Genomic DNA, 25,143 nt, shown 5'->3' with positions numbered 1-25,143 from the left:
ACGCCGATGACGCTGACCGATCGGGTCGCGCAACTGCGACAGGCCCGAACCCCTTTTGTGCACGCCACGGTGGTGCGCGCGCAGCCGCCCGCCTCGGCCCATGCCGGCGACGAGGCGATCCTGCTTGCCGACGGCACCATCGAGGGGTTCGTCGGCGGGCAGTGTGCCCAAAACTCGGTACGCAAGGCCGCATTGGGGGCCCTGCAGGTCGGTCAGAGCGTGCTGTTGCGGGTGCTGCCGGACGGTGATGTGCATTTCCCGGAGGCCCCGGGCGCGTGCGTCGTGGTCAACCCGTGCCTGTCCGGAGGTGCGCTGGAGATCTTCCTGGCGCCCGAAGTGCCTGCGCCCCTGGTGCAGATCGTCGGGGCCACACCCGTAGGCGACCGCGTGGTCGACCTGTGCGCGGTGCTCGGCTACGACGTGCGCCGTCCGGCAGGCGTCGACGGCGCCGATTTCGGTGACACCACCGCGGTCGTCATCGCGAGCCTCGGTGGCCCCGAGGCCGAGATCATCAGGGCCGCACTGGATGCCGGGGTGGGGTATGTCGGTCTGGTGGCCAGCCGGGTGCGGGGCACTTCGATCCTGGATGCCATGCAGCTGTCGGAGGCCGAACGTGCGCGCGTGCACACCCCGGTCGGGCTGTCCATCGGCGCGAAAACTCCCGCCGAGATCGCAGTGTCCATCGTGGCCGAGGTGATCCAGGGCATCCGGGTCGGTGGCCTCGCGGAGCGTTCGTTCGATACTCACGCCGGGCCGTCCGCCGAACACCACTGCGATGCGCATGGCCACTGAACCATTCGGCAGCGTCGCCGATGTGGTGCGGCGTTTCGACGGCCACGACTACCTGCTCGGCGAGGGTACCGCGACGGCGATCTACCTGGCGGTGACCATGGGCCGGCCACTGCTGTTGGAGGGCGAACCCGGTGTCGGTAAGACGACCGCCGCCAAAACCCTTGCCGCAGTGCTTGATACCCCGTTGATTCGGTTGCAGTGCTACGAGGGGTTGACGGCCGCCGAGGCCCTCTATGACTGGAACTACCAGCGCCAGCTGCTCTCGATCCGGTTGGCGGAGGCTCACGGCGGACAGGCAATCGGCGAATCCGACCTCTACACCGAGGCGTATCTCGTCGACCGGCCCATCCTGCAGAGTGTCCGGCACCGCGGGCCGAACCCGCCGGTGCTGCTCGTCGACGAGATCGACCGTGCCGATGACGAATTCGAGGCGCTGTTGCTGGAATTCCTCGGCGAGGCCGCGGTCACCGTGCCCGAGCTCGGGACGTTCGTTGCCGAGCAGCCGCCGATCGTGGTGCTGACCTCCAACCGCAGTCGCGACCTGCATGACGCCTTGCGCCGGCGCTGCCTCTACCACTGGATCGAATACCCCGACCGGGTCACGGCCGTCGCGATCGTGCGCCGCACTGTGCCCGGCGCCGCCGATGCACTCATCGAACGTGCGGCCCAGTTCGTCGGTGCCGCACGCGATCTCGACTTGGACAAACCCCCGGGCATCGCGGAAACCATCGACTGGGTGGCCGCACTGGTCGCTCTCGGGGTCGGGGACCTGGTCGTTCCTGCCGCGCTGGGCACACTCGGCGCCCTGGCCAAAACCCCTGACGACAGCCGAATCCTGCACGACGCCATGCTGGAACTGAGAGGGAGCGCACTATGAAGATCGCCAACGAGTTCACCGTCAGTGTGCCGATAGAGGACGCGTGGGATCTGCTCACCGATCTCGACCAAGTGGTCCCGCTGATGCCCGGTGCACAGTTGACCGGGCAGGACGGCGACGACGTACTGGGCAAGGTCAAGGTCAAGGTGGGCCCGGTGACCAGTGAGTTCAGCGGCAAGGTGCGCTTCGTCGAGCAGAACCGCGACGAGCATCGCGCCGTCATCGACGCCAAGGGCAAGGAAGCCCGCGGCACCGGCAACGCCGCCGCCACGGTCACCGCCCGATTGCACGACGCGGGCCAGACGACCCGGGTCACCGTCGACACCGATCTCAAGGTCGTCGGAAAGCTCGCGCAGTTCGGCAGCGGCATGTTGCAGCAGGTGTCCGAGAAGCTGCTGGGCCAGTTCGTCGACTCGTTGGAGGCCAAGCTCGCCGCCGACCAACCTGCGGCGGCCGACGCACCCGTCGCCCCCGCACCGCCGACAGCAGACCTGCAGCCGATCGACCTTCTCGACCTCGCCGGCGGCAGCGCCTTGAGGCAGTACGGTCCCCGGGTCGCGGTGGCGTTCCTGGTGGCTGTCGTGGTGTTCACCATCGGGCGGTTACGGATGGCCCGCGCCCGTCGATGACGAGTCCGTACCTCCTGCGTGGGGTCGACCTCGCCGCGTTCGCGGTCGCCCTGGTCGACCGGTTGCGTGGCGCCGGAGTAGCAGTGTCGGCTGTCGGATCGGCCGGCCTGGTGCAGGCCATGCACATCCTGGCTCCCGCACACCGTTCCCAGCTGTACTGGGCAGCGCGGCTGACGCTGGTGAGCCGCGTCGACGACGTTGCGGCGTTCGACGTGGTATTCGATGTGGTGTTCGGCGACGCCGTGCTCAGTCTCGATCCGGTGAGCCTGAAACGCCCTGTGGACCCGGCGCTGACTCTCGCGGGGCGGCCCACCACCGACTCGAACTCGGCCGAGGGCGGTTCCGGGCTGCCGTGGACCACGCGACCCGCCGCGCTCGCCGGGGCTGCCCAGGCACCCGCGGGCAATGCGCTGCCGGACCTGCTGCCGAGCCGGCTCGTCACGCACGCCGACACGCCGTTCGACCAATTCGACGCCGACGAGCTGCGTCGCATCGGAGTGTGGCTGCAGAGCGCGCAAACCCGCTGGCCGCAGCGGCGCACCCTGCGTCGTCAACGCCACCCGGCCGGTCGGCACGTCGATCTGCGCGCGACCATCAAGGCATCTCGCACGACCGGATGGGAGCCACTTCGGGTGGCCCGCACCCGCAGGCGGGCGCGGCCGCGCCGGGTGGTCCTGGTCTGCGATGTCAGCGGTTCGATGCAGCCGTACGCCACGGTCTACCTGCACCTGATGCGGGCGACGGCACTGCGTTCCACGGGCCTGCGTCCCGAGGTGTTCGCGTTCGCGACCACGCTGACGCGGCTCACCGCGGCCCTGTCACACCGAAGCGCCGAGACCGCCCTGGCCCGGGCCAACGACAAGGTGACGGACCGGTACGGCGGCACTCACGTGGGCCGGTCGATCAACACCCTGCTCACACCTCCGCACGGCAACGCCCTGCGGGGGGCTGTCGTGGTGATCGCCTCGGACGGCTGGGACGCCGACGAGCCGGACACGCTGCGCCACGCCATGAGCCGGCTACGGCGTCGCGCACACCTGGTGATCTGGCTCAACCCTCGCGCAGCCGCCCCCGGATTCGCCCCGCTCGCCGGGGCGATGGCCGCGGCGCTGCCGTTCTGCGACCACGTGCTGTCCGCGCACAGCCTCGCCGGGCTGCGGGAACTGTTCGACGCGCTCGGCTAAGAGGTCTCGGTGGCGTCCTTCGCCGCGCGGCGACGCTTGAGCCACTCGAAGAACATCGGTGCGACCGAGGCGAGCACGATGACGATGAAGATGGGTTCCAGCAGCTTCTGGATGATGGTGAACTGGCCCAGCCAGTAACCCAGCAGGATCAGGCCGACGCCCCAGACCACCGCACCCAGGACGTTGAAGGTCGTGAACACCGAATAGCGCATCTTCGCGGCGCCCGCGGTCAATGGGGCCAGGGTCCGCACGATCGGCACGAAACGCGCGATCACGATGGCGAACGGGCCACGCTGCTCGAAGAACGCATGTGCCTCGTCGAGATAGCGCTGTTTGAGCACCTTCGCGTCGGGCTTGAACATCGACGTGCCGATGGTGCGCCCGATGAAATAGCCGACCTGCCCACCGAGGATCGCGGCGAGCGGGATGAACACCAGCAGCTGCCACAGCTGGAAGTTCGCCTGGGCGTCGATTCCCCGGGCCGCGGTGCCCGCCGCGAGCATGCCCGCCACGAACAACAGCGAGTCGCCGGGCAGGATCGGGAACAGGACTCCGGACTCGACGAACACCACCACGAGGATGCCGACCAGCGCCCACGCGCCGAAGTATCCGATGAGGTTGAGCGGATCCATGAAACTCGGCATCAGCGCCAGATTGGTCGTAACCTCTGGGATGGCGGTGGCGATCACGAGTCCCAAGGGTACCTGCGCCCTGTCACCGCCCCGCACCTGCGAGAACCTGCGCCGCAACAATCAGCATGGGACAGGAAAGGACACTGTCATGCCCATCGCCACTCCCGAGGTCTACGCCGAGATGCTGGGCCGGGCCAAGGAGCATTCGTTCGCGTTCCCTGCGATCAACTGCGTCGGGTCGGAGAGCATCAACGCGGCAATCAAGGGCTTCGCCGATGCGGGCAGTGACGGCATCATCCAGTTCTCCACCGGTGGTGCGGAGTTCGGCTCGGGCCTGGGGGTCAAGGACATGGTCACCGGCGCTGTTGCGCTGGCCGAGTTCGCCCACGTGATCGCCGACAAGTATCCGATCACCGTCGCGCTGCACACCGACCACTGTCCCAAGGACAAGCTGGACACCTATGTCCGGCCGCTGCTGGCCATCTCCGCCGAGCGGGTGGCCGCCGGGCGCAACCCGCTGTTCCAGTCGCACATGTGGGACGGCTCGGCGATACCGATCGACGAGAACCTGGCCATCGCCCAGGACCTGCTCAAGCTCGCTGCGGCCGCCAAGATCATCCTCGAGGTGGAGATCGGCGTGGTCGGCGGCGAGGAGGACGGCGTCGAAGCCGAGATCAACGAGAAGCTCTACACCAGCCCGGAGGACTTCGAGAAGACCATCGACGCCCTGGGCGCCGGTGAGAAGGGCCGGTACCTGCTGGCGGCGACGTTCGGCAACGTGCACGGTGTGTACAAGCCCGGCAACGTGGTGCTCAAGCCCGAGGTGCTGGCCGAGGGGCAGCGGGTAGCCGCGAAGAAGCTCGGATTGTCCAGCGACGCAAAGCCTTTCGACTTCGTCTTCCACGGCGGCTCAGGTTCGCTCAAGTCCGAGATCGAGGATTCGCTGAAGTACGGCGTGGTGAAGATGAACGTCGACACCGATACGCAGTACGCCTTCACCCGTCCGATCGCCGCGCACATGTTCACCAATTACGACGGTGTGCTCAAGGTCGACGGCGAGGTTGGCAACAAGAAGACCTACGACCCGCGCACCTACCTCAAGAAGGCCGAGGCCTCCATGACCGAGCGCGTGACCGAGGCCTGCAACGACCTGCACAGCGCGGGCCGCAGCGTGACCGCAGGCTAGTCAGGGCTGGTCAGCCCGTGGGGGCCTGGCAGATCTTCCACTGATCGTCGCGGAACTGCAGGTCGAAGCTGCGCGTCGACCGCGTCTGAGGCGCGAACGCCATGAAGGTGGTGACGTTGGCCTCGGCGTGGTCGTCGTGGACCACCACCTGGTCGACGCTGGACACCACGGGGTACTGCTTGGCCGCCGCCACCCGGGCATGGGTTTCATCCCAGGCCTGCTGGTCGTAGTTGACGTAGTTGTCGCGCGTGCTGCCGCAGGTGATGGACCGCAGGGTGGCCAGATCACCGCTCTGGACCGCGGCGTCGAAGTTCTCTATGGTCGCGCGCACCTTGTCTTCCTGCGCCGACGCCGTGGAGTTGCGGGTGAGCAGCACGGTGCCCAGGATCGCGATGGCCACCAGCGCGGCGATCACCAGCAGGACCGCGATCACCCAGCCCCAACTGCGCCGGGACGGCGCCTCGGACGCGGGCGGTGGCGGCGCCCCGTCCCGCGGCGGAATCATCTGGGGAGCCGCGGCCTTTGCCGTCGGTGGGGCGAACACCTCGGTTTCCGGGTCCGGCGGGGTGTCGATCTTCTGCGTCGAACCGTCAAAACCCGATGGGGCGGTGAAGCGTCGTTCGTCGTGCTGCTGCGCCGCTTCCGTCATGGCGGTCGCGGAGCCGATGATCTCGGTGGTGGCCTCGGACTCGGCGTCCACCCTCATCTGCTCGGTCTGGTCGTCTGCTCGCCCCGGCCTACCGGCGTCGTCCGGCTCCGATGGATTCGACATCCCTGTTGCGGTCCTCCCGTACGTCGCTACCGGTGGAGCTTATAGGCCGGTGCACAATAGGCCCATGACGCGGATGGGTGATCTGCTAGGACCGGATCCAGTGTTGCTCCCGGGCGACCCCGATGCCGAGGATGAACTCGCGGCGGGGGAGAAGCCCGCTGTGGTGGCTGCGGCGCATCCGTCGGCATCGATCGCGTGGGCCGTGCTGGCCGAGGACGCGCTCGCAGACGACAAGGCGGTGACCGCCTACGCCTATGCCCGCACGGGCTACCACCGCGGGTTGGACCAGCTGCGCCGCAACGGGTGGAAGGGCTTCGGCCCGGTGCCGTTCAGCCATGAGCCCAATCAGGGATTCCTGCGTTGTGTCGCGGCGCTGGCCCGCGCGGCCGACGACATCGGCGAGACCGACGAGTTCCAGCGGTGCCTTGACCTGCTCGACGACTGCGATCCGTCGGCGCGCGCCGAGCTCGGGCTGGGCTGACCGGCCCGAGGGGGTCTAAGGGTCTAAGCGACGCGGCCCGGCACCTGCTCGGTGCCCGGGTCCTCACGCAGGGTCACCACGTCGATTCGCAGGGGCAGTCCCCGCTCGTGCCGGGCGCCTCCACCTGCACCGTGGCGTGTTCCAGGCCACGAGCGGTGAGCACCGCGCGGGCGCCGTCGAGCACTGCTGCCGCGTCGGCGGTGCTGGTTAGGTGTGCGGTGACCATGTCTTTGCCGGGCACGAGCGTCCACACGTGCAGATCGTGCACACCGGTGACGCCGACCACCTCGCCGAGCGCGCTGCGCAGCTCCTCGACGTCGATGTGGCGGGGCGAGGACTCGCTCAGGATGCGCAGCGCGGCGCGCGCCAGGGAGATGGCGCGGGGCAGCACCCACAGCGCCACCAGCACCGCGACCACCACGTCGGCGTAGGGCCATCCGGTGGTGACCGTGACGATGCCGGCGATCAGCACCCCGATGCTGCCGACGGTGTCGGCGACCACCTCCATGTACGCACCCTTGACCGCGAGGCTGCTTTCGGAGTGCGAGCGCAGCATCAGCACCACGACGGCGTTGGCCAGCAGCCCGACGAGCGCCACGACGATCATCGGCACACCGGGAATGTCTGGTGCGTCGCCGAGCCGTTCGAACGCCTCGTAGAGGATGAAACCCGCGACGCCGAGCAGCAGTACGGCGTTGGCGACGGCGGTGAACACCTCGGCGCGGTGCCAGCCGTACGTGCGGGCCGGCGATGAGCTGCCCTTGCGGGCCAGCAGCACCGCCGTCAGGCCCATGAACATCGCGACCAGGTCGGTCAGCATGTGTCCGGCGTCCGCGAGCAGCGCGATGGAGTTGATGGTCAGCGCGGTGACCAGTTCGACGACGAAGAAGATCGACAGGATGGCGGCAGCCATGACCATGCGGCTGACGCGCGTGTCCGTCGAATGGCTGTGATCGTGGCCTGCACCCATGGACGCAATATATGCGCATACTCGCATATGTCGCAAGTGTCACGTTCGCCACGGGTTCGGCGAGCCTGTCACCTTCGCCGCAGTTTCGGAATTGCGCAGCGAGCGCGCCCGTTGTGCTGTTCGAGATGAGTTACGACAACGCCTTCGATGGATCCGCGCTGGCCCGGCTGGCTGCGCGGGTGTTCGCCTGGCGCTACGACCAGCAGCTCCTCGACGGCGTGATCATCGAGCCGGGCAGCGCGTTGGCCATGCACGTCGAGCGGCTGACCTCCGATCGGCACCGCCATGAGCTGGCCGAGACGCTGGGCCTGGCGGTGCAGCGAGCAGAAGCCGACCCGATTTTCTATTCGTCGCGGATCCCGACGCACCTCGGCGCGGTGATGTCGGCCGTCGACCAGATCGAGGAGATCCGGCTGCGGCTGGAAGGCCCTCGGCCGGTGCGCGCGCACGGGGTGGCGCGGTTGCGGATGCTGCTCGCCGACGGTGTCGGGCCGTTCTACGTACCGGGCCGCGGTGGCCTCGCCGACGCGCTGCGGGCAGTGCTCGCCGACCTCTAGGCCTGCTACATCCAGGCTGACCAGAACCGCGTCAGCTGCCCGCCGATCTGCATCAGGAATCGCGGCACACCGGACAGTTCGCAGGCCCAGTAGACCAGGCCGAAGAACCACCGGTTGAGGGCCGGCGTGATGAGCAGGATCAGCAGGATGAAGAAACTCCACTGCTTGGCCGGCTCAAGTGCGCGTTGCGTCTCGGGGCTCAGGTGGGGTTCCAGCGCGCTGTAGCCGTCCAGTCCCGGGATCGGCAGCAGGTTCAGCACCAGCGCGGTGACCTGCAGGAAACCCAGGAATGCCAGCCCGGACCAGAACACGCCGTGCGCCGGGTCGTAGAACAACCGGGTGGCCGTGAGCAGCAGGACCGCGAGCACCAGGTTGGCCGCCGGGCCGGCCAGGCTCACGATCGTTCGCTGGCGGGCCGTCATCCACGACGTGCGCACGTACACCGCCCCGCCGGGAAACCCGATACCGCCGAGCGCGATGAACAGCACGGGCAAACCCAGCGACAGCATGGGGTGCGAATACTTGAGTGGGTTGAGGGTCAGGTAGCCGCGCACCGCGACGTCATGGTCGCCGAAGCGCCACGCCGTGAACGCGTGCCCGAATTCGTGCAGGCACAGCGACACCAGCCAGCCCGCCACCACCAGCACGAACACACCGGCGTAGGACAGCGGCCGCACGGTGTCGCCGGCCAGCCACGCGGCCACGCCGCCCGCGGCGGTGATGGCGACGACGGCCAGGAAGACCGGGCTCGGGCGCACCGATTGATGCAGCGGACGGATGTTCACGATTCGACGCTACCGGTTGCTGCGCTGCTCAGCCGACCCGTAGCCAACCCTCGGTGTGGCGGTAGAACGTCGAACGGCGCACCTTGCGCGGCACCGCCACGCCGTCACGCGTGACCTGGGCACCGGTGGTGCCCAGCTGGGCGGCCCGCCCGGTGACCCAGGTGCGGGGGCGCCCGCGTTCGGTGAGCACGGCCGCGCGCAGACCGGGCATGGCGAGCGTGGGTTCCACCCGCACACCCGGGACGTCGCCGTCGAACAGCAGATGATCGTCGACCACCGCCTCGCCGTGCAGTGGCCCGCCGTCGACGCCCCGCCACTGGGCAGCGGACACGATGACCGCCCCGGTCTCGTCGCGGATCAGTGGCACGCGGCGGGCCGGGGCACGGAGTGCACGACGTGCGGACAGGTAGCCGGTGGCATGGGCAACCTCGACATCGAGCCGCTCGGCCCGCAGCAACGCGGTCAGCACAGCGGCCAGCTCGGCCGTTCCACCTGCGACGATGACCCGGCGCCGGGTGGCGACGCCGTCGAGCTCGACGGTCGGCAGGCCGCGCAGCGGACTCGGCACGGCGCTGCCGAAGACTGCGACACCAGGCGCATCGGGCGTCTGGTTGGACAAAATGTGTGCTCCTCGCGTGCGCTGGGATAAGGTGACCTACCGGCTGCGCCAGTTCAAGACGCGGAGATAGGCGGGAGATTACGCCATGCCGGCAATCGTGCTCATCGGTGCCCAGTGGGGCGACGAGGGCAAAGGTAAAGCCACCGATCTACTCGGTGGCCGGGTGCAATGGGTCGTTCGCTACCAGGGCGGCAACAACGCCGGACACACCGTCGTGTTGCCCACCGGGGAGAACTTCGCCCTGCATCTGATTCCCTCGGGCATTCTCACGCCCGGTGTCACCAACGTCATCGGCAACGGTGTGGTCGTCGACCCCGGTGTGCTGCTGAGCGAGCTCAGCGGCCTCGAAGAACGCGGCGTGGACACCTCGGGACTGCTCATCTCGGCTGATGCGCATCTGCTGATGCCGTACCACGTCGCCATGGACAAGGTGGTCGAGCGGTACGCGGGCACCAAGAAGATCGGTACCACCGGCCGCGGCATCGGGCCGTGCTACCAGGACAAGATCGCCCGCATCGGCGTCCGCGTCTCCGATGTGCTCGACGAGCAGTTGCTTGCCGAAAAGATCGGGGCCGCACTGGAATTCAAGAACCAGGTGCTGGTCAAGATCTACAACCGCAAGGCGCTCGACCCGGCTGAGGTGGTTTCGAACCTGCTTGCCCAGGCCGAGGGGTTCAAGCATCGCATCGCCGATTCCCGGTTGCTGCTCAACAAGGCCTTGGAAAGCGGCGAGACCGTGCTGCTCGAAGGGTCGCAGGGCACGCTGCTCGACGTCGACCACGGCACCTACCCGTTTGTCACGTCGTCGAACCCGACGGCAGGCGGAGCGTCGGTGGGATCCGGCATCGGCCCCACCCGCATCACCACGGTGCTGGGCATCCTCAAGGCGTACACGACCCGTGTCGGGTCGGGGCCGTTCCCGACCGAACTGTTCGACGAGCACGGGGCCTACCTGGCCAAGACCGGCGGCGAGGTCGGGGTGACGACGGGGCGGCCGCGCCGCTGCGGCTGGTTCGACGCCGTGATCGCGCGCTACGCCACCCGGGTCAACGGCATCACCGATTACTTCCTAACCAAGCTCGACGTGCTGTCGAGCCTGGAGACCGTGCCGGTCTGCGTCGGGTACACGGTCGACGGCAAGCGCACCGACGAGATGCCGATGACACAGTCCGACATTCACCGCGCCGAGCCGGTCTACGAGGAACTGCCCGGTTGGTGGGAGGACATCTCCGGCGCCCGCGAGTTCAGCGACTTGCCCGCCAAGGCGCAGGACTACGTGCTTCGCCTCGAAGAGCTTGCCGGCGTGCATATTTCGTGCATCGGTGTGGGACCGGGCCGGGACCAGACCATTGTGCGGCGCGACATCCTGGCTCCGAAGTGACGGACGAACAACGCGAGTCGGTTTTCGAACAGCACGGTGGTTTCCCGGTTTTCGAGGCCGCCGACCCCGGGCCGGGTTTCGGTCGGTTCGTGACGGCGATGCGCCGCGCCCAGGACCTGGCGGTGTCGGCTAACCCCGACGCCGACGTCTGGGACGCGGCCGCCGATCGCGTCGAGGAACTCGTCAAACTGCTCGCCCCGTACGAGGCACCTGAGGGAGTCGGCCCGGCCAACCGCGTGCCATCACTGCCCGGTGCGGGCAGCTTGCTGATGCCGCCGTGGACGGTCGCCAAGTTCGAAGCAGACGGCGTCGAACTGCACGTGGATTTCAGCCGCTACTACGTGGGCGGCAACTACGCCGTGCACGGCGGGGTGCTGCCGCTGTTGTTCGACTCGGTGTTCGGCATGGTCATCCACGCAGCCGGGCGGCCCATCAGCCGCACCGCGTTCCTGCACGTGGACTACCGCAAGGTGACGCCCATCGACACGCTCCTGACCGCGCGCGGCTGGGTGCGGGAAGCCGAGGGGCGCAAGGCATTCGTCAACGCCGAACTGCGTGACGCGGGTGGGAATCTGCTCGCCGAGGCACACGGGCTCATGGTCAGATTGTTGCCCGGACAGCCCTGAGCCGTGCGAACATGACGCGGTGGCTCAACAGCATCTGCGTCGACTCTCCACGCCCCGTGCGGCAGCACTCGCCGGCGTTCTGTTCGCCCTACTGTGTGGGACGGCGCTGATCCTGATCCGCACCGCGCTGCCGGAGGGCGCCGAGCCCGGTTCGCAGTGGCTGGTCACCGGCAGCGCCAATCTCCGAGCGGCAGCGACGATCATGCCGTTCGCGGGCATCACCTTCCTGTGGTTCATGGGTGTCATGCGCGACGGCCTCGGCCGCTACGAGGACAGGTTCTTCTCGACGGTCTTCGTCGGCAGCGGCACGCTGTTCCTGGCCATGCTCTTCGTGGCAGCCGGGGTGGGTGCCGGGCTGGAACACAGTGGCGGCGCGATGGATCCGAGCGTGGCGACCTTCGGCCAGTTCGTCCTGCTGACCATCTCGAAGACCTACGCGGTGCGGATGGCCGCGGTCTTCATGATCTCGCTGGCCACCATCTGGCTCAAGACCGGTCTCATGCCGCACTGGCTCGTGATCACCAGCTACGTGCTGGCCGTCGGACTGCTGGTGGCCGGCGACGTGTCCATGTGGCTGACGTTGGCATTCCCGGCGTGGGTCCTGGTGGTCAGTGTGCTGGTGCTGATCCGCGCCGGTGTGATCGACCTGCCGGGGGAGTCAGTCCACGAGGCGTAACGCGCTGGCGGGGCACAGTCTGACGGCTTCGCGGGCGTGGTCCAGTTCGGCGTCGGGAACCTCGTGCACCAGAGGCTGCACCACGCCGTCGTCGTCCTGGTCGAACACCGCCCCGGCGACCATCACGCAGTTGCCCGATGCGATGCAGGCGTCGCGATCCGCTTCAATCCTCATGGCGCTCACCACGTTACCGCGAGCGATCGCAGCCCGTAGATGAAGTGGAACGACCGGTAGGACACCTCGTCGAACGGTTCGGCGAGGGCCAGCCGGGGAAAGCGCCGCAGCAGCGCGGGGAACGCTATCCGCATCTCCATGCGGGCCAGCGGAGCGCCCAGGCAGTGGTGCACGCCGTGGCCGAAGGCCAGGTGTCCCGGCGCGCCGCGGCGGATGTCGAGAACGTCTGGGGAGTCGATGAACTCGGGATCCCGGTTGCCCGACGGCAACGACGCGAACACCAGCTCACCGGCCGGTATCCGGACTCCGGCGATCTCGACCGCGGTGGTGGTGATGCGCGGGATCGCGTTCTGCACGATCGACAGCCAGCGCAACAACTCCTCGACCGCCGGGCCGACGGCATCGGGGTCGTCGCGCACCGCCGCGAGCTGGTCGGGGTGGCGGAGCAGCGCAAGTACGCCCAGTCCCAACATGTTCGACGTCGTCTCGTGCCCGGCGAGCAGCAGCAACCCCGCGATCCCGATCAGTTCGTCGTCGCTGAGCTCGTCGCCGTGTTGGCGCACCAGCATGCCGAGGATGTCCTCACCCGGATCGCGGCGGGCGCTCTCGACCAGGCGGCGCATGTACTCGCGGCCCTGGCGCTGCAATTTGAGGCGTTCGGGAATCGGTGCGGACAGGTCGAGCTGTCGGGTGGAGCGTTGCTGGAAATCGTCGCGGTCCGCGTAGGGAACACCGAGCAGCTCGCAGATCACCAGGGACGGTATGGGCAGGGCGAAATCGGCCACCAGATCGGTGGGCGGCCCCGCGGCGGCCATGGCGTCCAGTTGCGCCTCGACGATCTCGACGATCCGTGGCTCCAGCCGGTTCATCCGGCGGATGGTGAACTCCGCGGTGAGCATGCGGCGCAGCCGCTGATGCTCCGGCGGGTCGAGCCCCAGCAGGTTGCCGGCCCGGGCGCTGGCCTGCTCGTCGTCGGACATCTCCGGAGCACCCGGCAGCGCGAACCCCGGTGGCCTGCTGTTGGAGAACCGTTCGTGATCGGCCAGCACCATCTTGACGTCGTCGTGCCGGGTGACCAGATGCACCGACATGCCCAGCGCGTTGACGACGGTGCGCACCCCGTCGGTCTCACGGACCTCCCGCAAGTACGGTGTCGGATCGAAGGCGTTGCGCCGCATGTGCAGTGGCGGCAGGACCTCGGGCGCAGTCATGAATTCGACGGTACGCCGGTGTTACGAGCGCAGCCCGGGCCACCAGATCCGCGGGCCGATCAACGTGAACAGCGCCGGGACGATCACCGTGCGGACGACGAACGTGTCCAGCAGGATCCCGAGTCCGACGATGATGCCCAGCTGCGTCAAGACGATCAGCGGCAGCACACCGAGCACGCAGAACACCGCCGCCAGCACGATGCCTGCGCTGGTGATGACGGCCCCGGTGGCCGACACCGCGCGCACGATGCCCTGCCGGGTGCCGTACTGCGGCGTCTCCTCCCGCGCCCGGGTCACCAGGAAGATCGTGTAGTCGACGCCGAGTGCCACGAGGAACAGGAACGCGAACAGCGGGGTGCTGTTGTCCAGCGCCGGGAAGCCGAAGACGTGCACGCTGGTCCAGCCGCCGAGCCCCAGCGCGGCCAATGCGCTGAGCACCGTGACGGCGACCAGCACCAGCGGCGCGAGCGCTGACCGCAGCAGGAGGTAGAGCACGGCGAGCACCACGGCCAGGATCGCCGGAATCACCACGAGCCGGTCCCGTTGCGCGGCTGCCGCGGCGTCCCTGGCTTGCGCGTCCGAACCGCCCACCACTGCGGTGACGTCCACCGCGTGCACCGAGTTACGCAGGGCGTCAACGGTTTTGAAGGCGTCCTCCGATGCGGGTGCGGCCCGCAGGACCACCGACCACTGACTCAGGCCGGCCGGCGACTCCCCGGCCGGGCCGGCGCTCACGACGCCCGGGGATTCGGTGATGGCCCGCTGGACGGCGTCGGCCTTGGTGGTCGCGGCGATGACCCGGGTGGGATCGGTCAGGCCGCTGGGGAAGTGGGCGGCCAGCGTCTCGTACCCGGTGACCGATTCGGCCTGGACCCGGAACTGCTCGGTCTGGGACAACCCGATCGGTGTGTTCAGCAGCCCGATGCACAGCACCGCCAGCCCCGCGGTGGCCACCACAACGACCCGGCCGGGCCGCTTGGCCACCGCGTCGGCGATCCGGTGCCAGATACCGCTGTCGGTAACGGCATTGGTGCCGGGCTTCGGGATGAACGGCCAGAACAGTCGGGTGCCGCACAGCGCCAGCAGCGGCGGCAGCACCACGAGCACGAAGATTGCGGCGACCACCAGGCCCGCGGCGGCCTGGACGCCGAGGCTGCGGTTGCTGGGCGCCGACGCGAGCAGCAGGGTGAGCAGCGCCAGCACCACGGTGGCGTTGCTGGCCATGATCGCCGGGCTCGCGGCCCGGACCGCCACCCGCAGTGCCTCACGGTGGTCGGAGTGCGTGTTGAGCTCTTCGCGGTACCGCGAAATCAGCAGCAGCGCATAGTTGGTGCCTGCACCGAACACCAGCACGCTGGTGATCCCGCCGGTCGACCCGTCGGGGTGCAGGCCGAGGCCGGAGGCGACGGCGGTGCCGAGCACGCCACCGACGCGGTCGGCGAACGCGATCACCAGCAGCGGGACCAACCACAGCACGGGCGAGCGGTAGGTGACGATCAGCAGCAGCGCCACCACCGTCGCGGTCACTGCCAGCAGCGTGATGTTCGCTCCGGCAAAGGAATTCGCGATGTCGGCGCCGAAGGCGGGGCCGCCGGTGAGCTGTGCGTGCAGGCCGGGCGGCAGGCCCGCCCCGGCCTTGTCCCGCAGCTCGCGCACCGCGTCGTTGAGAGCAAAGCCGGACAGGCCGGCATCCAATGGGACCGTCGCCACTGCCGCTTTGCCGTCGTCGGAGACAACGACGGGTGGGCCGGGCGCATCCGTCATCCGGTGGCGCGCCAGCGCGGTCGCGTCGATGTCGTCGGCGCCGAGCTCGGCTCCGTCGGTGCGGGTGACCACCAGGATGGCGGGAACCTCTGCGCCGCCGGGGAATTGGGCCCGCAGCGCGTCGGCCCGCGCGGATTCGGCGTTCTCGGGAACAGCGACCGGTGACGCCGACCCCGACTCGTCTCCGCTGAGCAGCCCCAACAGCGCGCCGGAGAGCAGCACGACCAGCACCGCCAGCCAGGACAGTGTCCTAATCACGGTTCAGGGTCGCCTCTTCCAGGTCGAGCCCCCGCAGCACGGTGCGCAACACCTCGTCGTCGATGTGACCGGCATCGCGCTCGGCGATGAACGTCTTGCGTTCGGCGGCAAGCATTTCCAACCGTAACCGGCGGAAGGCCGAGGTGGGGCTCTCCCCGATGTCGGCGTCGTCGCGACCCAGCCGTTCCCAAGCGGCGTTGCGGCGCCGGGTGTTCCACGCCCGCAGGATCTCGGCGGCGCGTTCCGGCACGTCGGAGTCGGGAGCCTGCTCGGCCAGCAGCTCGTCGAGCCGGTCGGCGGCGGCCCTGGCGGCCCGGTCCTGTGCGGCCGCGGTGGCGATCGCGTCGGCGTGCTCCTCGTTGCCCTGCACCCCGAGCACTTTGATGAACCACGGCAGCGTCAGACCGTGCAGCAGCAGCGTTCCGACGACCACGACGAACGTGAGGAACACCAACTGCGGCCGACCCGGGAACGGCGCGCCGGACAGCGTCGTGGCGGGCACGCCGAAGGCCGCGGCCAGCGAGACCACGCCACGCATTCCCGCCCACGCCAGGATGAACACCTGCCCCGGCGTCGGAGCCTGCTCACGGGCCCGCACCTTCGCCGAAAGCAGCCGCGGCAGATAGGTGAAGCAGTACATCCAGACGACCCGGACCATGATCACCGCCATGAGCACTGCCGCTGAGGAGATCGCCAGCGTGGCCGCCGAGACGCCCGTGAGCTCACCGATCACCTTGGGCAGCTGCAGCCCGATCAGGAAGAACGCGAACGATTCGAGCACCAGCTGCAGCGCCTTCCACACCGCGGTGTCCTGCAGCCGGGTCGCATAGCCGGCATCGGTTTCCCGCTGGCCCAGCAGCAGGGCCGCGACCACCACCGCGATCACGCCGGAGCCGTGCACCTCCTCGGCGACGAGGTAGATCGTGAACGGCGCCACGAGCCCGATCGCGCTTTCCACCAGCGGGTCGTCGAGCCGGGTGCGGATGTAGTGCACGGTCATGCCCAACGTGACGCCGACCACGACACCGCCGACCGCCGCCAGGGCGAACGTGCCAAGGCCGCGCTGCCACGTCGCCGCCGCGCCGATGGCCGCGGCGAGCGCCACTTTGTAAGCCGTCAGCGCGGTCGCGTCGTTGAGCAGGCTCTCCCCGCCGAGCAGCGTCATGATGCGGCGCGGCAACCCGAGCCTGCGCCCGATGGCGGTCGCCGAGACCGCGTCGGGCGGAGCCACGATCGCACCGAGGGTGAGTGCCGCGGGGATGGTCAACTCGGGCACGGTGTGGAATGCCACGATCCCGACGACCAACGTCGTCGCCAGCGGCAGCCCGACCGCCAGCAGCCCGATCGCCCGGGTGTGCTTGCGCATCGCCAGGTAGCTGCTCTCCAGCCCGGCCGACCACAGCAGCGGCGGCAGGATGACGTACAACACCAGCTCGGGGTCGAGATGGACGTCGTGGAGCACGGGTATCGCACTGGCGGCCAACCCGGCCACCACGAGCGCCAACGGCGCCGATACGTCGCAGCGGCGAGCCACTGCGGCCAGCAGCACCGAGACCACGAGAGCTGCCAAGAGTGAGACACCCACGTCGTCGATCCTCCTTCGCGTCCGGTCCTATCCTTGATCAACATGTTGAGGAGATCACGTCGGCGCGAACCGACCGCGGTGCCCAAGACCTGTGAGCACCTCGCCGCCGCCGTGGACGAGCCTGAGCCGATTACCCCCGGGCGGTGTCAGGAATGCGCGGAGGACGGCGAGAACAACTGGGCCCACCTGCGGATGTGCATGACGTGTGGGCACGTCGGCTGCTGTGACTCCAGCCCGCACCAGCACGCCACCGCGCACTTCAAGCAGAGTGGCCATGCTGTCATGCAGTCGGCGGAACCGGGCGAGAGCTGGCGTTGGTGCTACATCGACCATCGTGTCGGATGACGATCTGGCAGTCTTGGTGGCGCGATGAGTGACTCGATTGACGCAGCCCTCGAAGAGGCCGGCAAAACGACCGAAGAAGCCGAATCGGCGCAGGAACCATCTGCGTCGGAAGCGGCGGAGCCCGAGACCCCGCCGGAGGCGGAGCCGACGGCAGCGGAGCCGACGGCAGAAGCCGAGCCCGACGACGCCCCGGCGGAACCTGAGCCGGCGCCGGTGCCGGAGGAGCCCGCAGCGCCCGCGCGACGGCGGACCACCGCGCTCATGCTGGGCGCAGGTGAATCCAGCCGTGAGCTGGCGCTGGCGTTCGAGCGGCTGGGTGTTGCCGTCATCGCGGCGGACCGGGGAGACGACACCGAAGAACTCGCCGCGCTGATCGAGCGTGAGCGTCCGCACTACGTGGTGACCGAGTCAGGGGCGGTCGCGGCGGACGCGTTGATCGCGGTGGCCGAACAAGGCGACACCGAGGTGCTGCCGACGCCGCGCAGCATCCGGCTCAGCCAGGACCGGGAGGGCCTGCGCCGGTTGGCTTCCGACGAGCTCGGGTTGCCGACCGTGCCGTTCTGGTTTGCCGGGACCGTCGACGAGCTGACGGCTGTCGCCGAACATGCCGGATACCCGTTGCTGGTCAAGCCCGTCGCGGGGTCGCTGGACGATGGCCAGTCGGTGTTGCTGCGGCCTGATGACATCGAGCCGGCCTGGGAGCGTGCGACCGCTGCGGGCGGGGTCATGCGGGTGCTCGCCGAGTCGGTGGTCGAGGTCGAACACGCGGTCACCCTGCTCGTCATCCGCACCACCGGCCCCGCGGGACCGGGTGTGCATTTCTGTGAGCCCATCGGCCACCGCGACGACGATGCCGGCGTGTTGGAGGCATGGCAGCCGCAGCAGCTCGCGCCTGCCGCGATGGACGGCGCGAAGTCCATCGCCGCGCGCATCGTCAACTCGCTGGGCGGGCGGGGCGTCTTCTCTGTCGAGCTGCTGGTGCAGGGTGACGACGTGTACTTCGCCGATGTCCGCGTCGGTCCGGGCGACAGCGGCCTGGTCACGGTGCGGTCGCAGCGACTGTCGCAGTTCGAGTTGCACGCCAGGGCCATCCTCGGTTTGGCGGTCGACACCATCATGATCTCGCCGGCCGCCGCCGAGGTCAGCTATGGCGCGGCCGGATCCGCTGACACGAGCAACGTCACGGCTGTGCTCGCCGACGCGTTGGCCACCTCGGAAAGCGATGTGCGGCTGTTCGGCCGGGGCGACGAGTCCGACGGCAGGCAGCGGCTCGGGGTGGCCCTGGCGACTGCGCCGGATGTGATCGTGGCGCGCGACCGGGCCCGGCGGGTGGGCACTGCCCTGCGCAAGCTCTTCTCGTGACGACCGACGAGCCGGTCGACCGGCCGACCATGGCGCCGTTTCTGGGGGCGTTGGCCATCATTGTGCTCGTCGTGATCGCCATTGCGGTGGCCAACGTGTTGTCCAGCGGTGACGGCCTGTCCGAGGAGCAGCGGGTGGGGCGCGCCGCGGTGGGGCAGAACGACGCCATGCAGCGTGAGAACTGGACCGCGTTCGGTGACTACACCTGTCGTGACCAACGCGGCACCGAGGCTGATTTCCTTGCCCGGCAACGTGATTCGGTGAGCAAGCAGGGTGCTCGGTTCGTCGACGACGTGACGGGTGTTCGCATCGACGGTGACCGGGCCACCGGCACCGTGGTGTATCACTTCGACAAGACACCCGACACCAAGCTCAACGCCGAGACGGCCTTCGTGCGCGAGGACGGCGCATGGCGCGTCTGCGGTGGTGTGAAAGACTCACGGCCGTGAGCTATGCAGGTGATATCACGCCGCAGGAGGCTTGGAAACTGCTGAGTGAGGACCCTTCCGCCGTGCTGGTGGATTGTCGGACCGACGCCGAGTGGCGCTTCGTCGGCGTCCCGGATCTGAGCCAGCTGGGCCGCGACGTGGTCTATATCGAGTGGAACCGCACCGACGGCAGCCACAACGACGCGTTCGTCGACGATCTCCGGGAGAAGGTCGACTCCGGTGACCGCCCGGTAGTCTTCCTATGCCGCTCCGGCAACCGCTCGATCGGTGCCGCCGAGGCTGCGACCGCTGCGGGCTACCGCCCGTCCTACAACGTGCTCGACGGCTTCGAGGGCAACCTCGACGAGAACCGCCACCGCGGCGCTACCGGCTGGAAGGCCGTCGGTTTGCCCTGGAAGCAGAGTTGAGGACGGCATGACTGACAACCCATCTGTGCCCTCTGTGCGGATCCCCGCACCGCTGCCTGACGGCGTCAGCCAGGCCACCATCGGGGTGCGTGGTGGCCTGCTCCGGTCGCAGTTCGAGGAGACCGCCGAGGGCCTGTTCCTCACCTCGGGATACGTCTACGAGAATGCGGCCGCCGCCGAAAAGGCCTTCACCGGCGAGATCGACCGGTTCGTGTATTCGCGCTACGGCAACCCGACCATCTCGATGTTCGAGGAGCGGCTGCGGCTGATCGAGGACGCTCCGGCGTGCTTTGCCACCGCCACCGGTATGGCCGCGGTGTTCACCGCGCTGGGCGCGTTGCTCGGCGCAGGCGATCGCCTGGTGGCCGCCCGCAGCCTGTTCGGTTCGTGTTTCGTCGTGTGCAACGAGATCCTGCCCCGCTGGGGTGTTGAGGCGGTGTTCGTCGACGGCGACGATCTCTCCCAGTGGGAGGAGGCGTTGTCGGTGCCGACGCAGGCGGTGTTCTTCGAGACGCCGTCCAACCCGATGCAGTCGCTCGTCGACATCGCGGCGGTATCTGAGCTGGCCCATGCTGCCGGAGCAAAGGTGGTGCTGGACAACGTCTTTGCCACCCCGCTGCTGCAGCAGGGCCTGCCGATGGGCGCCGACGTCGTGGTGTACTCGGGCACCAAGCACATCGACGGGCAGGGCCGCGTGCTCGGTGGCGCCATTCTCGGCGACAAGGAGTACATCGACGGCCCGGTGCAGAAGCTCATGCGCCACACGGGCCCGGCGATCAGTGCGTTCAACGCCTGGACGTTGCTGAAAGGCCTTGAGACGATGGCTGTTCGGGTGGACTACTCAAATCGGTCGGCGCTTGCGGTGGCGGAGTTCCTGGAAACCAAGGCGGGCGTGAACTGGGTGAAATACCCGTTCCTGCAGTCACATCCGCAGTACGACCTGGCCAAGCGGCAGATGCGCGGCGGCGGCACGGTGGTCACGTTCGAACTCGCCGCTCGAAAAGGCGGATCTGCGAAGGACCGGGCCTTCGAGGTGCTCGACAAGCTGCGGGTCATCGACATCTCCAACAACTTGGGGGACGCGAAAACCCTCATCACGCACCCTGCCACCACCACTCACCGGGCCATGGGGCCGGAGGGGCGTGCGGCGATCGGGCTCGGCGACGGCGTGGTGCGGATCTCGGTCGGTCTGGAAGGCACGGAAGATCTGATCGCCGATCTCGACCAGGCCCTGGGCTGAGCCATGTCCCGCGGCTCTGATGCGAAGAAGGCCCGTCGCAAGAAGCGGCAGGCCACCCAGCATTCGCGCTGGGTACCCCAGGAGGTCGTCGAACAACTGTCGGCCATCCAGGACGCCGTCGTCGCCGATCTGGCCGAGTTCGATGAGCGAATCACCGAGCGCGGCTGGACTTTTGACGAGGAAACCTCCGGCGACGAGGTCGCGGCGTGGTTCTACGAACCGTCCGGGGCAGAGGTCGACGACGGCCTGCCGGTGACCTCGCTGTGGCTCGACGCGGCCGAGGACGGCGCGGTGGTGCGAGTGGTGTTCGTCGGCCGCACCGACAGTCACGAGTTCGGGCATGACGAGTTCGTCGAGCACCTCGACGCCATCGAGGCCTACCGCGCCGGCGATCCGGTCCCACAGTTCTAAGCCGAGCAGTCACAGAATCGCACGTTTTCACGCAAAAGCGTGCGATTCTGCGTCTGCTCGGCAGGGGTTGGTCGGCCGGATAGCCTTGCCGCATGACCGACGTCACCCTGCGTCAGCTGCGGTACTTCGCGGTGCTGGGTGAAGAGCTGAACTACCGGCGCGCAGCCGAGCGGCTGTTCATCACCCAGCCCGCGCTCTCGACGGCCATCAAACAGCTGGAGCAGGCGTTCGGGGTGGTGCTGCTCAACCGCAACACCCGCGAGGTCGCGTTGACCGATCTCGGTGCGGCCTGGTTGCCGCAGGTGCAGCAGGCGCTGGCCGGTGTCGACGCGGTGGTGGCCAATCTCGTGACGCTCTCCGGTACGCGGCAAGGCCGGTTGCGGGTCGGCTATCTCATCGGCACCGGTGCCGACCTGCTGTTCCGGATTGTCCGGCACTTCGAGGCCGCCTATCCCGACGTCCGCGTCGAACCCATCGAATTCGACTTCGCCGACCCGACCGCGGGGCTGGCGTCCGGGACCACCGATGTGGCGCTCATCCGGCCGCCGGTGGATCTGCCGGAGCACCGCATGCTGATCCTCGACTCCGAGACCTGGGTGGCGTGCCTGCCGCGCGATCATCGGCTGGCCGACCGCACGGAGGTCGAAATCGCCGAGCTGCTCGACGATCCCATCGTGTGCGCGCCGGTCACGGCGGGTGCGTGGCGGGACTACTGGCTGGCGATGGATGCCAGGGGCAACCGGCCGCCGACCATCGCGGCGGTGGCGGCGACGTACGAGGCGGAGACGACGTCGATCGCGCGCGGCTTGGGCATCAGCTTCACCACGTCGTCGGTGGCCCGGTTCTACGATCGGCCCGGCATCGTCTATGTGCCGATCGTCGACCGGCCGGCCAGCCATGTCGCGCTGGCCTGGCACCCCGCCGCGATCACGCCGCAGGCCGACGCGCTGATCAGGCATGTGCAGCAGGAATGGAATTTCGGCGAGGGCGAAGAAGTGGCCGTACCCGCCACGCAGCACTGATAAAGCATGGTTATCACTCCATCAAAAGATGGAACTTCCGGTAGCCGACCGGTGGCGATTTCCTTACATCAGTCGTTCACTTGCCTTACCTGACCTGGAGTGATCATGACCGACGCACTGGCTTCACCCACTCATTCATCCAACCCCAACCTGCCGCTTGACGCCGAGGACGCCAAGCTGGCCGAGCTGGGCTACACCCAGAAGCTGGACCGCTCGGTCGGCAAGCTGGCTTCGTTCGCCATCGGATTCGCCACCATCAGCGCCACCACCGCGGTGTTCACCGGCTTCGGTGCCGGCTACTTCACCGCGGGCGGGCCGTTCGTGTGGACCCTGCTGCTGGCCGGCGCGGTGTTCGCGCTGTGGGCGTTGATCGCCGCCGACCTGACCGCGAAGCTGCCGCTCGCGGGCTACTCGTATCAGTGGATCAGCCGGATCAACGGACCGGACCTGGCGTGGTTCACCGGATTCATCGCGCTGATGGGCTGGGTCTGCGGCATGACCGGCGTCGGCTTCATCCTGTCCGGCTATCTCGGTGGACTGTTCGGCTGGACCATGAGCCAGAGCGCCCAGATCCTTCTCGCCATCGGCGTGGTCTTCGTCTGCGTGCTGATCAACATCTACGGCGTGCGCTTCGCGACCATGGTGAACAACATCGGCGTCAGCCTCGAACTCGTCATCACGGTCGGCGCCACCCTGCTGGTCGCGGTCATCGCGTTCTCGGCACCCGAGCACCATCAGCCCATCTCGGTGCTGTTCACCGGCGGCGAGTCCGGCGACAAGGACTCCTACGTGCTGGCCTGGCTGGCGGCCGCCCTCGGACCGTTCTTCGGGTTGATCGGTGTGGAGTCCGGCGCCGATGTCGCCGAGGAGACCCGCAACGCGCGTCAGGTCGTGCCAAGGACGATGTTCTACGCGTTGGTGACGTCCATCGTCATCGAACTGCTGATGTACATCGTCTACGTGCTGGCGATCCGCGACGTCGATGCGGTCGCAGCCAACCAGGCCGCGCCGATCGAGGAGATCATCAATCAGCAGGCCGGCCCGGTCGTCACGAAAATCGTTGTCGCCGTTGCCTTGACGAATATCCTGGCCTGCCTGCTGGCCAACATCCTGGTGGCCACCCGGCTCACCTACTCGATGGCCCGCGACAACATGCTGCCGTTCTCGCACATCTGGCGGCACGTCTCGCCGACCCGCAAGACACCGACCTACGCGGTGATCGGGCTGGGCTGCCTGTCCGCGGCGCTGCTGTTGTCCGCCATGGTCAACGAGGAGGCGTTCAACTACATCATCGGCATCGCGTCGCTGCTGTTCTTCTTCGTTTACATCCTGCAGACCATCGGCCTGTTGGTCGGCTACCGGCGCGGAACCATCCCCGCCGCCGAACCGGGCACCTTCGATCTCGGCCGGTTCCGGCTGCCGCTCTACGTCACGGCCCTGGTGATCTTCGTCGGAGTCGCCGTCACCCTGCTCTTCCTGCCCCAATTCACCAACAACAAATGGGTTTTCCTCGGCGTCGCGGCCATCGCTGCGGCCTGGTGGGCCACCGGGCTCAAGGCGCGACTGCGCCGCGGCGACGCCGGTGCCGACTACGTCAAGACCCACGCCGGGTGATCCCCGCTCGCTTCATTCCTGCCGTCAATCACTGAAAGGACCTGTCATGACCACAGTTAGCGATATCGGTACCAGCAACCTGGTCGCCGTCGAACCCGGCGCGATCCGCGAGGACACCCCGGCGGGTTCGGTAATCCAGTACAGCGACTACGAACTCGACGAGTCGAGCCCCTTCGCGGGCGGAGCCGCGTGGATCGAGGGGGAGTTCATCCCGGCCGAGGACGCCAAGATCTCGATCTTCGACACCGGGTTCGGCCATTCCGACCTGACCTACACCGTCGCACATGTCTGGCACGGCAACATCTTCCGGCTCGGCGACCACCTCGACCGGTTGCTCGACGGCGCCCGCAAGCTGCGCCTCGACCCCGGCTACTCCAAGGGCGAACTCGCCGAGATCACCAAGAAGTGTGTGTCGCTCTCGCAGCTGCGGGAGTCGTTCGTCAACCTGACCGTCACGCGCGGCTACGGAAAACGCAAGGGCGAGAAGGACTTGACCAAGCTCACCCACCAGGTCTACATCTACGCCATTCCCTACCTGTGGGCATTCCCGCCTGCCGAGCAGATCTTCGGCACCACCGCCGTCGTCCCGCGCCACGTGCGCCGGGCCGGGCGCAACACCGTCGACCCGACCATCAAGAACTACCAGTGGGGCGATCTCACCGCGGCCAGCTTCGAGGCCAAGGACCGCGGTGCCCGCACCGCCATCCTGATGGACGCCGACAACTGCGTGGCCGAGGGCCCGGGTTTCAACGTCTGCATCGTCAAGGACGGCAAGCTCGCCTCCCCGTCACGAAATGCGTTGCCGGGCATCACCCGTAAGACGGTCTTCGAAATCGCCGAGCAGATGGGCATCGAGGCCACGCTGCGTGACGTGACGAGTCACGAGCTCTACGAGGCCGACGAACTCATGGCCGTCACCACCGCGGGCGGCGTCACGCCGATCAACACCCTCGACGGCGAGCCCATCGGTAACGGCGAGCCCGGACCGATGACCGTGGCGATCCGAGATCGCTTCTGGGCGTTGATGGATGAGCCCTCGCCCCTGATCGAGGCCATCACCTACTAGCGCGAGCAGACGCAGAGGGTCCGCGACACGCCGCGTGTCGCGGACCTTCCTGACTGCTCGGCGGGAAA

General features: G+C 68.2%; 27 protein-coding genes and 1 pseudogene. 19 read left to right on the top strand and 9 right to left on the bottom strand.

Features of this window, described 5'->3' with window-relative positions:
• The first annotated feature begins 6 nt into the window (after window positions 1-6).
• The 4 genes from A5784_RS09555 to A5784_RS09540 are packed head-to-tail and all read left to right on the top strand — an operon-like array spanning window position 7 to window position 3,482.
• On the top strand, window positions 7-792 hold the full coding sequence (locus A5784_RS09555; RefSeq protein WP_064944617.1) for an XdhC family protein: 786 nt from the start codon (window positions 7-9) through the stop codon (window positions 790-792).
• Window positions 782-1,669: an AAA family ATPase gene (locus tag A5784_RS09550; protein WP_064944725.1), complete on the top strand. Its 888-nt coding sequence runs from the start codon at window positions 782-784 to the stop codon at window positions 1,667-1,669. Before A5784_RS09555 ends, A5784_RS09550 begins: the two co-directional genes overlap by 11 nt.
• Window positions 1,666-2,298, top strand: a complete 633-nt coding sequence (locus tag A5784_RS09545; protein WP_064944615.1) for an SRPBCC family protein — start codon at window positions 1,666-1,668, stop codon at window positions 2,296-2,298. Before A5784_RS09550 ends, A5784_RS09545 begins: the two co-directional genes overlap by 4 nt.
• Complete coding sequence (locus A5784_RS09540; RefSeq protein WP_064944612.1) at window positions 2,295-3,482, top strand: vWA domain-containing protein; 1,188 nt, start codon at window positions 2,295-2,297, stop codon at window positions 3,480-3,482. The genes A5784_RS09545 and A5784_RS09540 overlap by 4 nt, the downstream gene beginning before the upstream one ends.
• On the opposite strand, the gene A5784_RS09535 is transcribed toward A5784_RS09540, so the two are convergent.
• Window positions 3,479-4,126: a DedA family protein gene (locus tag A5784_RS09535; RefSeq protein WP_064944724.1), complete on the bottom strand. Its 648-nt coding sequence runs from the start codon at window positions 4,124-4,126 to the stop codon at window positions 3,479-3,481. The genes A5784_RS09540 and A5784_RS09535 overlap by 4 nt on opposite strands.
• Window positions 4,127-4,262: 136 nt before the next feature.
• On the opposite strand from A5784_RS09535, the gene fbaA reads away from it, so the two are divergent.
• Window positions 4,263-5,300 (top strand): class II fructose-bisphosphate aldolase, encoded by a 1,038-nt coding sequence (gene fbaA / locus A5784_RS09530; RefSeq protein WP_064944723.1) that lies wholly within the window; start codon window positions 4,263-4,265, stop codon window positions 5,298-5,300.
• A 10-nt stretch (window positions 5,301-5,310) separates the two neighbouring features.
• Here the strand turns inward: fbaA and A5784_RS09525 are convergent, their stop codons facing one another.
• Complete coding sequence (locus A5784_RS09525) at window positions 5,311-6,072, bottom strand: Rv0361 family membrane protein (RefSeq protein ID WP_064944610.1); 762 nt, start codon at window positions 6,070-6,072, stop codon at window positions 5,311-5,313.
• A gap of 64 nt (window positions 6,073-6,136) precedes the next feature.
• Between A5784_RS09525 and A5784_RS09520 the strand changes: the two genes are divergently transcribed.
• The gene (locus A5784_RS09520) at window positions 6,137-6,553 is read left to right on the top strand and encodes a DUF3151 domain-containing protein (RefSeq protein WP_064944608.1); all 417 of its coding nucleotides are present in this window, start codon (window positions 6,137-6,139) and stop codon (window positions 6,551-6,553) included.
• Between the two features lie 73 nt (window positions 6,554-6,626).
• Here A5784_RS09520 and A5784_RS09515 read toward each other — a convergent pair whose 3' ends face one another.
• Complete coding sequence (locus A5784_RS09515) at window positions 6,627-7,523, bottom strand: cation diffusion facilitator family transporter (RefSeq protein WP_064944606.1); 897 nt, start codon at window positions 7,521-7,523, stop codon at window positions 6,627-6,629.
• A gap of 125 nt (window positions 7,524-7,648) precedes the next feature.
• On the opposite strand from A5784_RS09515, the gene A5784_RS09510 reads away from it, so the two are divergent.
• Window positions 7,649-8,080, top strand: coding sequence for a hypothetical protein (locus tag A5784_RS09510; protein WP_064944722.1), 432 nt, complete (start codon window positions 7,649-7,651; stop codon window positions 8,078-8,080).
• A 5-nt stretch (window positions 8,081-8,085) separates the two neighbouring features.
• On the opposite strand, the gene A5784_RS09505 is transcribed toward A5784_RS09510, so the two are convergent.
• Complete coding sequence (locus A5784_RS09505) at window positions 8,086-8,865, bottom strand: site-2 protease family protein (protein ID WP_064944604.1); 780 nt, start codon at window positions 8,863-8,865, stop codon at window positions 8,086-8,088.
• A gap of 28 nt (window positions 8,866-8,893) precedes the next feature.
• Window positions 8,894-9,484: a hypothetical protein gene (locus A5784_RS09500; RefSeq protein WP_064944602.1), complete on the bottom strand. Its 591-nt coding sequence runs from the start codon at window positions 9,482-9,484 to the stop codon at window positions 8,894-8,896.
• 85 nt (window positions 9,485-9,569) lie between these two features.
• On the opposite strand from A5784_RS09500, the gene A5784_RS09495 reads away from it, so the two are divergent.
• Genes A5784_RS09495 through A5784_RS09485 form a run of 3 tightly spaced genes read left to right on the top strand, consistent with a single transcriptional unit; the run spans window position 9,570 to window position 12,167 of the window.
• Window positions 9,570-10,865 carry an adenylosuccinate synthase gene (locus A5784_RS09495; protein WP_064944600.1) on the top strand — a complete coding sequence of 432 codons (1,296 nt, stop codon included), beginning with the start codon at window positions 9,570-9,572 and terminating at the stop codon, window positions 10,863-10,865.
• Window positions 10,862-11,491, top strand: a complete 630-nt coding sequence (locus tag A5784_RS09490) for a PaaI family thioesterase (protein WP_064944598.1) — start codon at window positions 10,862-10,864, stop codon at window positions 11,489-11,491. Before A5784_RS09495 ends, A5784_RS09490 begins: the two co-directional genes overlap by 4 nt.
• 19 nt (window positions 11,492-11,510) lie before the next feature.
• On the top strand, window positions 11,511-12,167 hold the full coding sequence (locus A5784_RS09485; protein WP_064944596.1) for a hypothetical protein: 657 nt from the start codon (window positions 11,511-11,513) through the stop codon (window positions 12,165-12,167).
• Here the strand turns inward: A5784_RS09485 and A5784_RS09480 are convergent.
• The 4 genes from A5784_RS09480 to A5784_RS09465 are packed head-to-tail and all read right to left on the bottom strand — an operon-like array spanning window position 12,150 to window position 17,159.
• A complete protein-coding gene (locus tag A5784_RS09480; RefSeq protein ID WP_064944721.1) occupies window positions 12,150-12,341 on the bottom strand; it encodes a ferredoxin in 192 nt (63 codons plus the stop codon). The two genes, A5784_RS09485 and A5784_RS09480, sit on opposite strands and share 18 nt — an antisense overlap.
• A gap of 5 nt (window positions 12,342-12,346) precedes the next feature.
• A complete protein-coding gene (locus A5784_RS09475; protein WP_064944594.1) occupies window positions 12,347-13,552 on the bottom strand; it encodes a cytochrome P450 in 1,206 nt (401 codons plus the stop codon).
• Window positions 13,553-13,573: 21 nt separating this feature from the next.
• Window positions 13,574-15,574 carry an MMPL family transporter gene (locus A5784_RS09470; RefSeq protein ID WP_064944592.1) on the bottom strand — a complete coding sequence of 667 codons (2,001 nt, stop codon included), beginning with the start codon at window positions 15,572-15,574 and terminating at the stop codon, window positions 13,574-13,576.
• On the bottom strand, window positions 15,567-17,159 hold the full coding sequence (locus tag A5784_RS09465; RefSeq protein ID WP_064944590.1) for a Na+/H+ antiporter: 1,593 nt from the start codon (window positions 17,157-17,159) through the stop codon (window positions 15,567-15,569). Before A5784_RS09465 ends, A5784_RS09470 begins: the two co-directional genes overlap by 8 nt.
• A gap of 42 nt (window positions 17,160-17,201) precedes the next feature.
• Here A5784_RS09465 and A5784_RS09460 point away from each other — a divergent pair, with 42 nt between their 5' ends.
• The 9 genes and pseudogenes from A5784_RS09460 to A5784_RS09420 all read left to right on the top strand — a co-directional run bounded on the left by A5784_RS09460 (window position 17,202) and on the right by A5784_RS09420 (window position 25,075).
• Window positions 17,202-17,504, top strand: coding sequence for a UBP-type zinc finger domain-containing protein (locus A5784_RS09460; RefSeq protein ID WP_064944588.1), 303 nt, complete (start codon window positions 17,202-17,204; stop codon window positions 17,502-17,504).
• A gap of 24 nt (window positions 17,505-17,528) precedes the next feature.
• Window positions 17,529-18,866, top strand: coding sequence for a formate-dependent phosphoribosylglycinamide formyltransferase (purT, locus tag A5784_RS09455; protein ID WP_064944587.1), 1,338 nt, complete (start codon window positions 17,529-17,531; stop codon window positions 18,864-18,866).
• A gap of 29 nt (window positions 18,867-18,895) precedes the next feature.
• Entirely contained in the window at window positions 18,896-19,315 is a 420-nt protein-coding gene (locus A5784_RS09450; protein WP_064944720.1) for an Rv0361 family membrane protein, read from the top strand.
• Window positions 19,312-19,722, top strand: a complete 411-nt coding sequence (locus tag A5784_RS09445) for a rhodanese-like domain-containing protein (RefSeq protein WP_064944585.1) — start codon at window positions 19,312-19,314, stop codon at window positions 19,720-19,722. Before A5784_RS09450 ends, A5784_RS09445 begins: the two co-directional genes overlap by 4 nt.
• A gap of 7 nt (window positions 19,723-19,729) precedes the next feature.
• Window positions 19,730-20,962, top strand: coding sequence for an O-succinylhomoserine sulfhydrylase (locus A5784_RS09440; protein ID WP_064944583.1), 1,233 nt, complete (start codon window positions 19,730-19,732; stop codon window positions 20,960-20,962).
• Window positions 20,963-20,965: 3 nt separating this feature from the next.
• On the top strand, window positions 20,966-21,373 hold the full coding sequence (locus tag A5784_RS09435) for a hypothetical protein (protein WP_064944581.1): 408 nt from the start codon (window positions 20,966-20,968) through the stop codon (window positions 21,371-21,373).
• 92 nt (window positions 21,374-21,465) lie between these two features.
• Entirely contained in the window at window positions 21,466-22,395 is a 930-nt protein-coding gene (locus A5784_RS09430; RefSeq protein ID WP_064944580.1) for a LysR family transcriptional regulator, read from the top strand.
• Window positions 22,396-22,500: 105 nt separating this feature from the next.
• Window positions 22,501-23,874 (top strand): annotated as a pseudogene (locus A5784_RS09425) (APC family permease); the annotation flags it as partial.
• A 181-nt stretch (window positions 23,875-24,055) separates the two neighbouring features.
• Window positions 24,056-25,075, top strand: coding sequence for an aminotransferase class IV (locus A5784_RS09420; RefSeq protein ID WP_064944578.1), 1,020 nt, complete (start codon window positions 24,056-24,058; stop codon window positions 25,073-25,075).
• The last annotated feature ends 68 nt before the right edge of the window (window positions 25,076-25,143 follow it).

The organism is Mycobacterium sp. 852013-50091_SCH5140682, from assembly GCF_001665685.1.
In the GTDB taxonomy this organism is placed as follows: Bacteria; Actinomycetota; Actinomycetes; order Mycobacteriales; family Mycobacteriaceae; genus Mycobacterium.
This window is presented reverse-complemented; position numbering and strand designations above follow the sequence as displayed.

Bases quoted from the DNA above. Each gene is read 5' to 3' on its own strand.
- A5784_RS09555 (WP_064944617.1), top strand. From the start codon at position 7: ATGACGCTGACCGATCGGGTCGCGCAACTGCGACAGGCCCGAACCCCT.
- A5784_RS09550 (WP_064944725.1), top strand. From the start codon at position 782: ATGGCCACTGAACCATTCGGCAGCGTCGCCGATGTGGTGCGGCGTTTC.
- A5784_RS09545 (WP_064944615.1), top strand. From the start codon at position 1,666: ATGAAGATCGCCAACGAGTTCACCGTCAGTGTGCCGATAGAGGACGCG.
- A5784_RS09540 (WP_064944612.1), top strand. From the start codon at position 2,295: ATGACGAGTCCGTACCTCCTGCGTGGGGTCGACCTCGCCGCGTTCGCG.
- A5784_RS09535 (WP_064944724.1), bottom strand. From the start codon at position 4,126: ATGCCGAGTTTCATGGATCCGCTCAACCTCATCGGATACTTCGGCGCG.
- fbaA (WP_064944723.1), top strand. From the start codon at position 4,263: ATGCCCATCGCCACTCCCGAGGTCTACGCCGAGATGCTGGGCCGGGCC.
- A5784_RS09525 (WP_064944610.1), bottom strand. From the start codon at position 6,072: ATGTCGAATCCATCGGAGCCGGACGACGCCGGTAGGCCGGGGCGAGCA.
- A5784_RS09520 (WP_064944608.1), top strand. From the start codon at position 6,137: ATGACGCGGATGGGTGATCTGCTAGGACCGGATCCAGTGTTGCTCCCG.
- A5784_RS09515 (WP_064944606.1), bottom strand. From the start codon at position 7,523: ATGGGTGCAGGCCACGATCACAGCCATTCGACGGACACGCGCGTCAGC.
- A5784_RS09510 (WP_064944722.1), top strand. From the start codon at position 7,649: ATGAGTTACGACAACGCCTTCGATGGATCCGCGCTGGCCCGGCTGGCT.
- A5784_RS09495 (WP_064944600.1), top strand. From the start codon at position 9,570: ATGCCGGCAATCGTGCTCATCGGTGCCCAGTGGGGCGACGAGGGCAAA.
- A5784_RS09480 (WP_064944721.1), bottom strand. From the start codon at position 12,341: ATGAGGATTGAAGCGGATCGCGACGCCTGCATCGCATCGGGCAACTGC.
- A5784_RS09475 (WP_064944594.1), bottom strand. From the start codon at position 13,552: ATGACTGCGCCCGAGGTCCTGCCGCCACTGCACATGCGGCGCAACGCC.
- A5784_RS09460 (WP_064944588.1), top strand. From the start codon at position 17,202: ATGTTGAGGAGATCACGTCGGCGCGAACCGACCGCGGTGCCCAAGACC.
- purT (WP_064944587.1), top strand. From the start codon at position 17,529: ATGAGTGACTCGATTGACGCAGCCCTCGAAGAGGCCGGCAAAACGACC.
- A5784_RS09450 (WP_064944720.1), top strand. From the start codon at position 18,896: ATGGCGCCGTTTCTGGGGGCGTTGGCCATCATTGTGCTCGTCGTGATC.
- A5784_RS09440 (WP_064944583.1), top strand. From the start codon at position 19,730: ATGACTGACAACCCATCTGTGCCCTCTGTGCGGATCCCCGCACCGCTG.
- A5784_RS09435 (WP_064944581.1), top strand. From the start codon at position 20,966: ATGTCCCGCGGCTCTGATGCGAAGAAGGCCCGTCGCAAGAAGCGGCAG.
- A5784_RS09430 (WP_064944580.1), top strand. From the start codon at position 21,466: ATGACCGACGTCACCCTGCGTCAGCTGCGGTACTTCGCGGTGCTGGGT.
- A5784_RS09420 (WP_064944578.1), top strand. From the start codon at position 24,056: ATGACCACAGTTAGCGATATCGGTACCAGCAACCTGGTCGCCGTCGAA.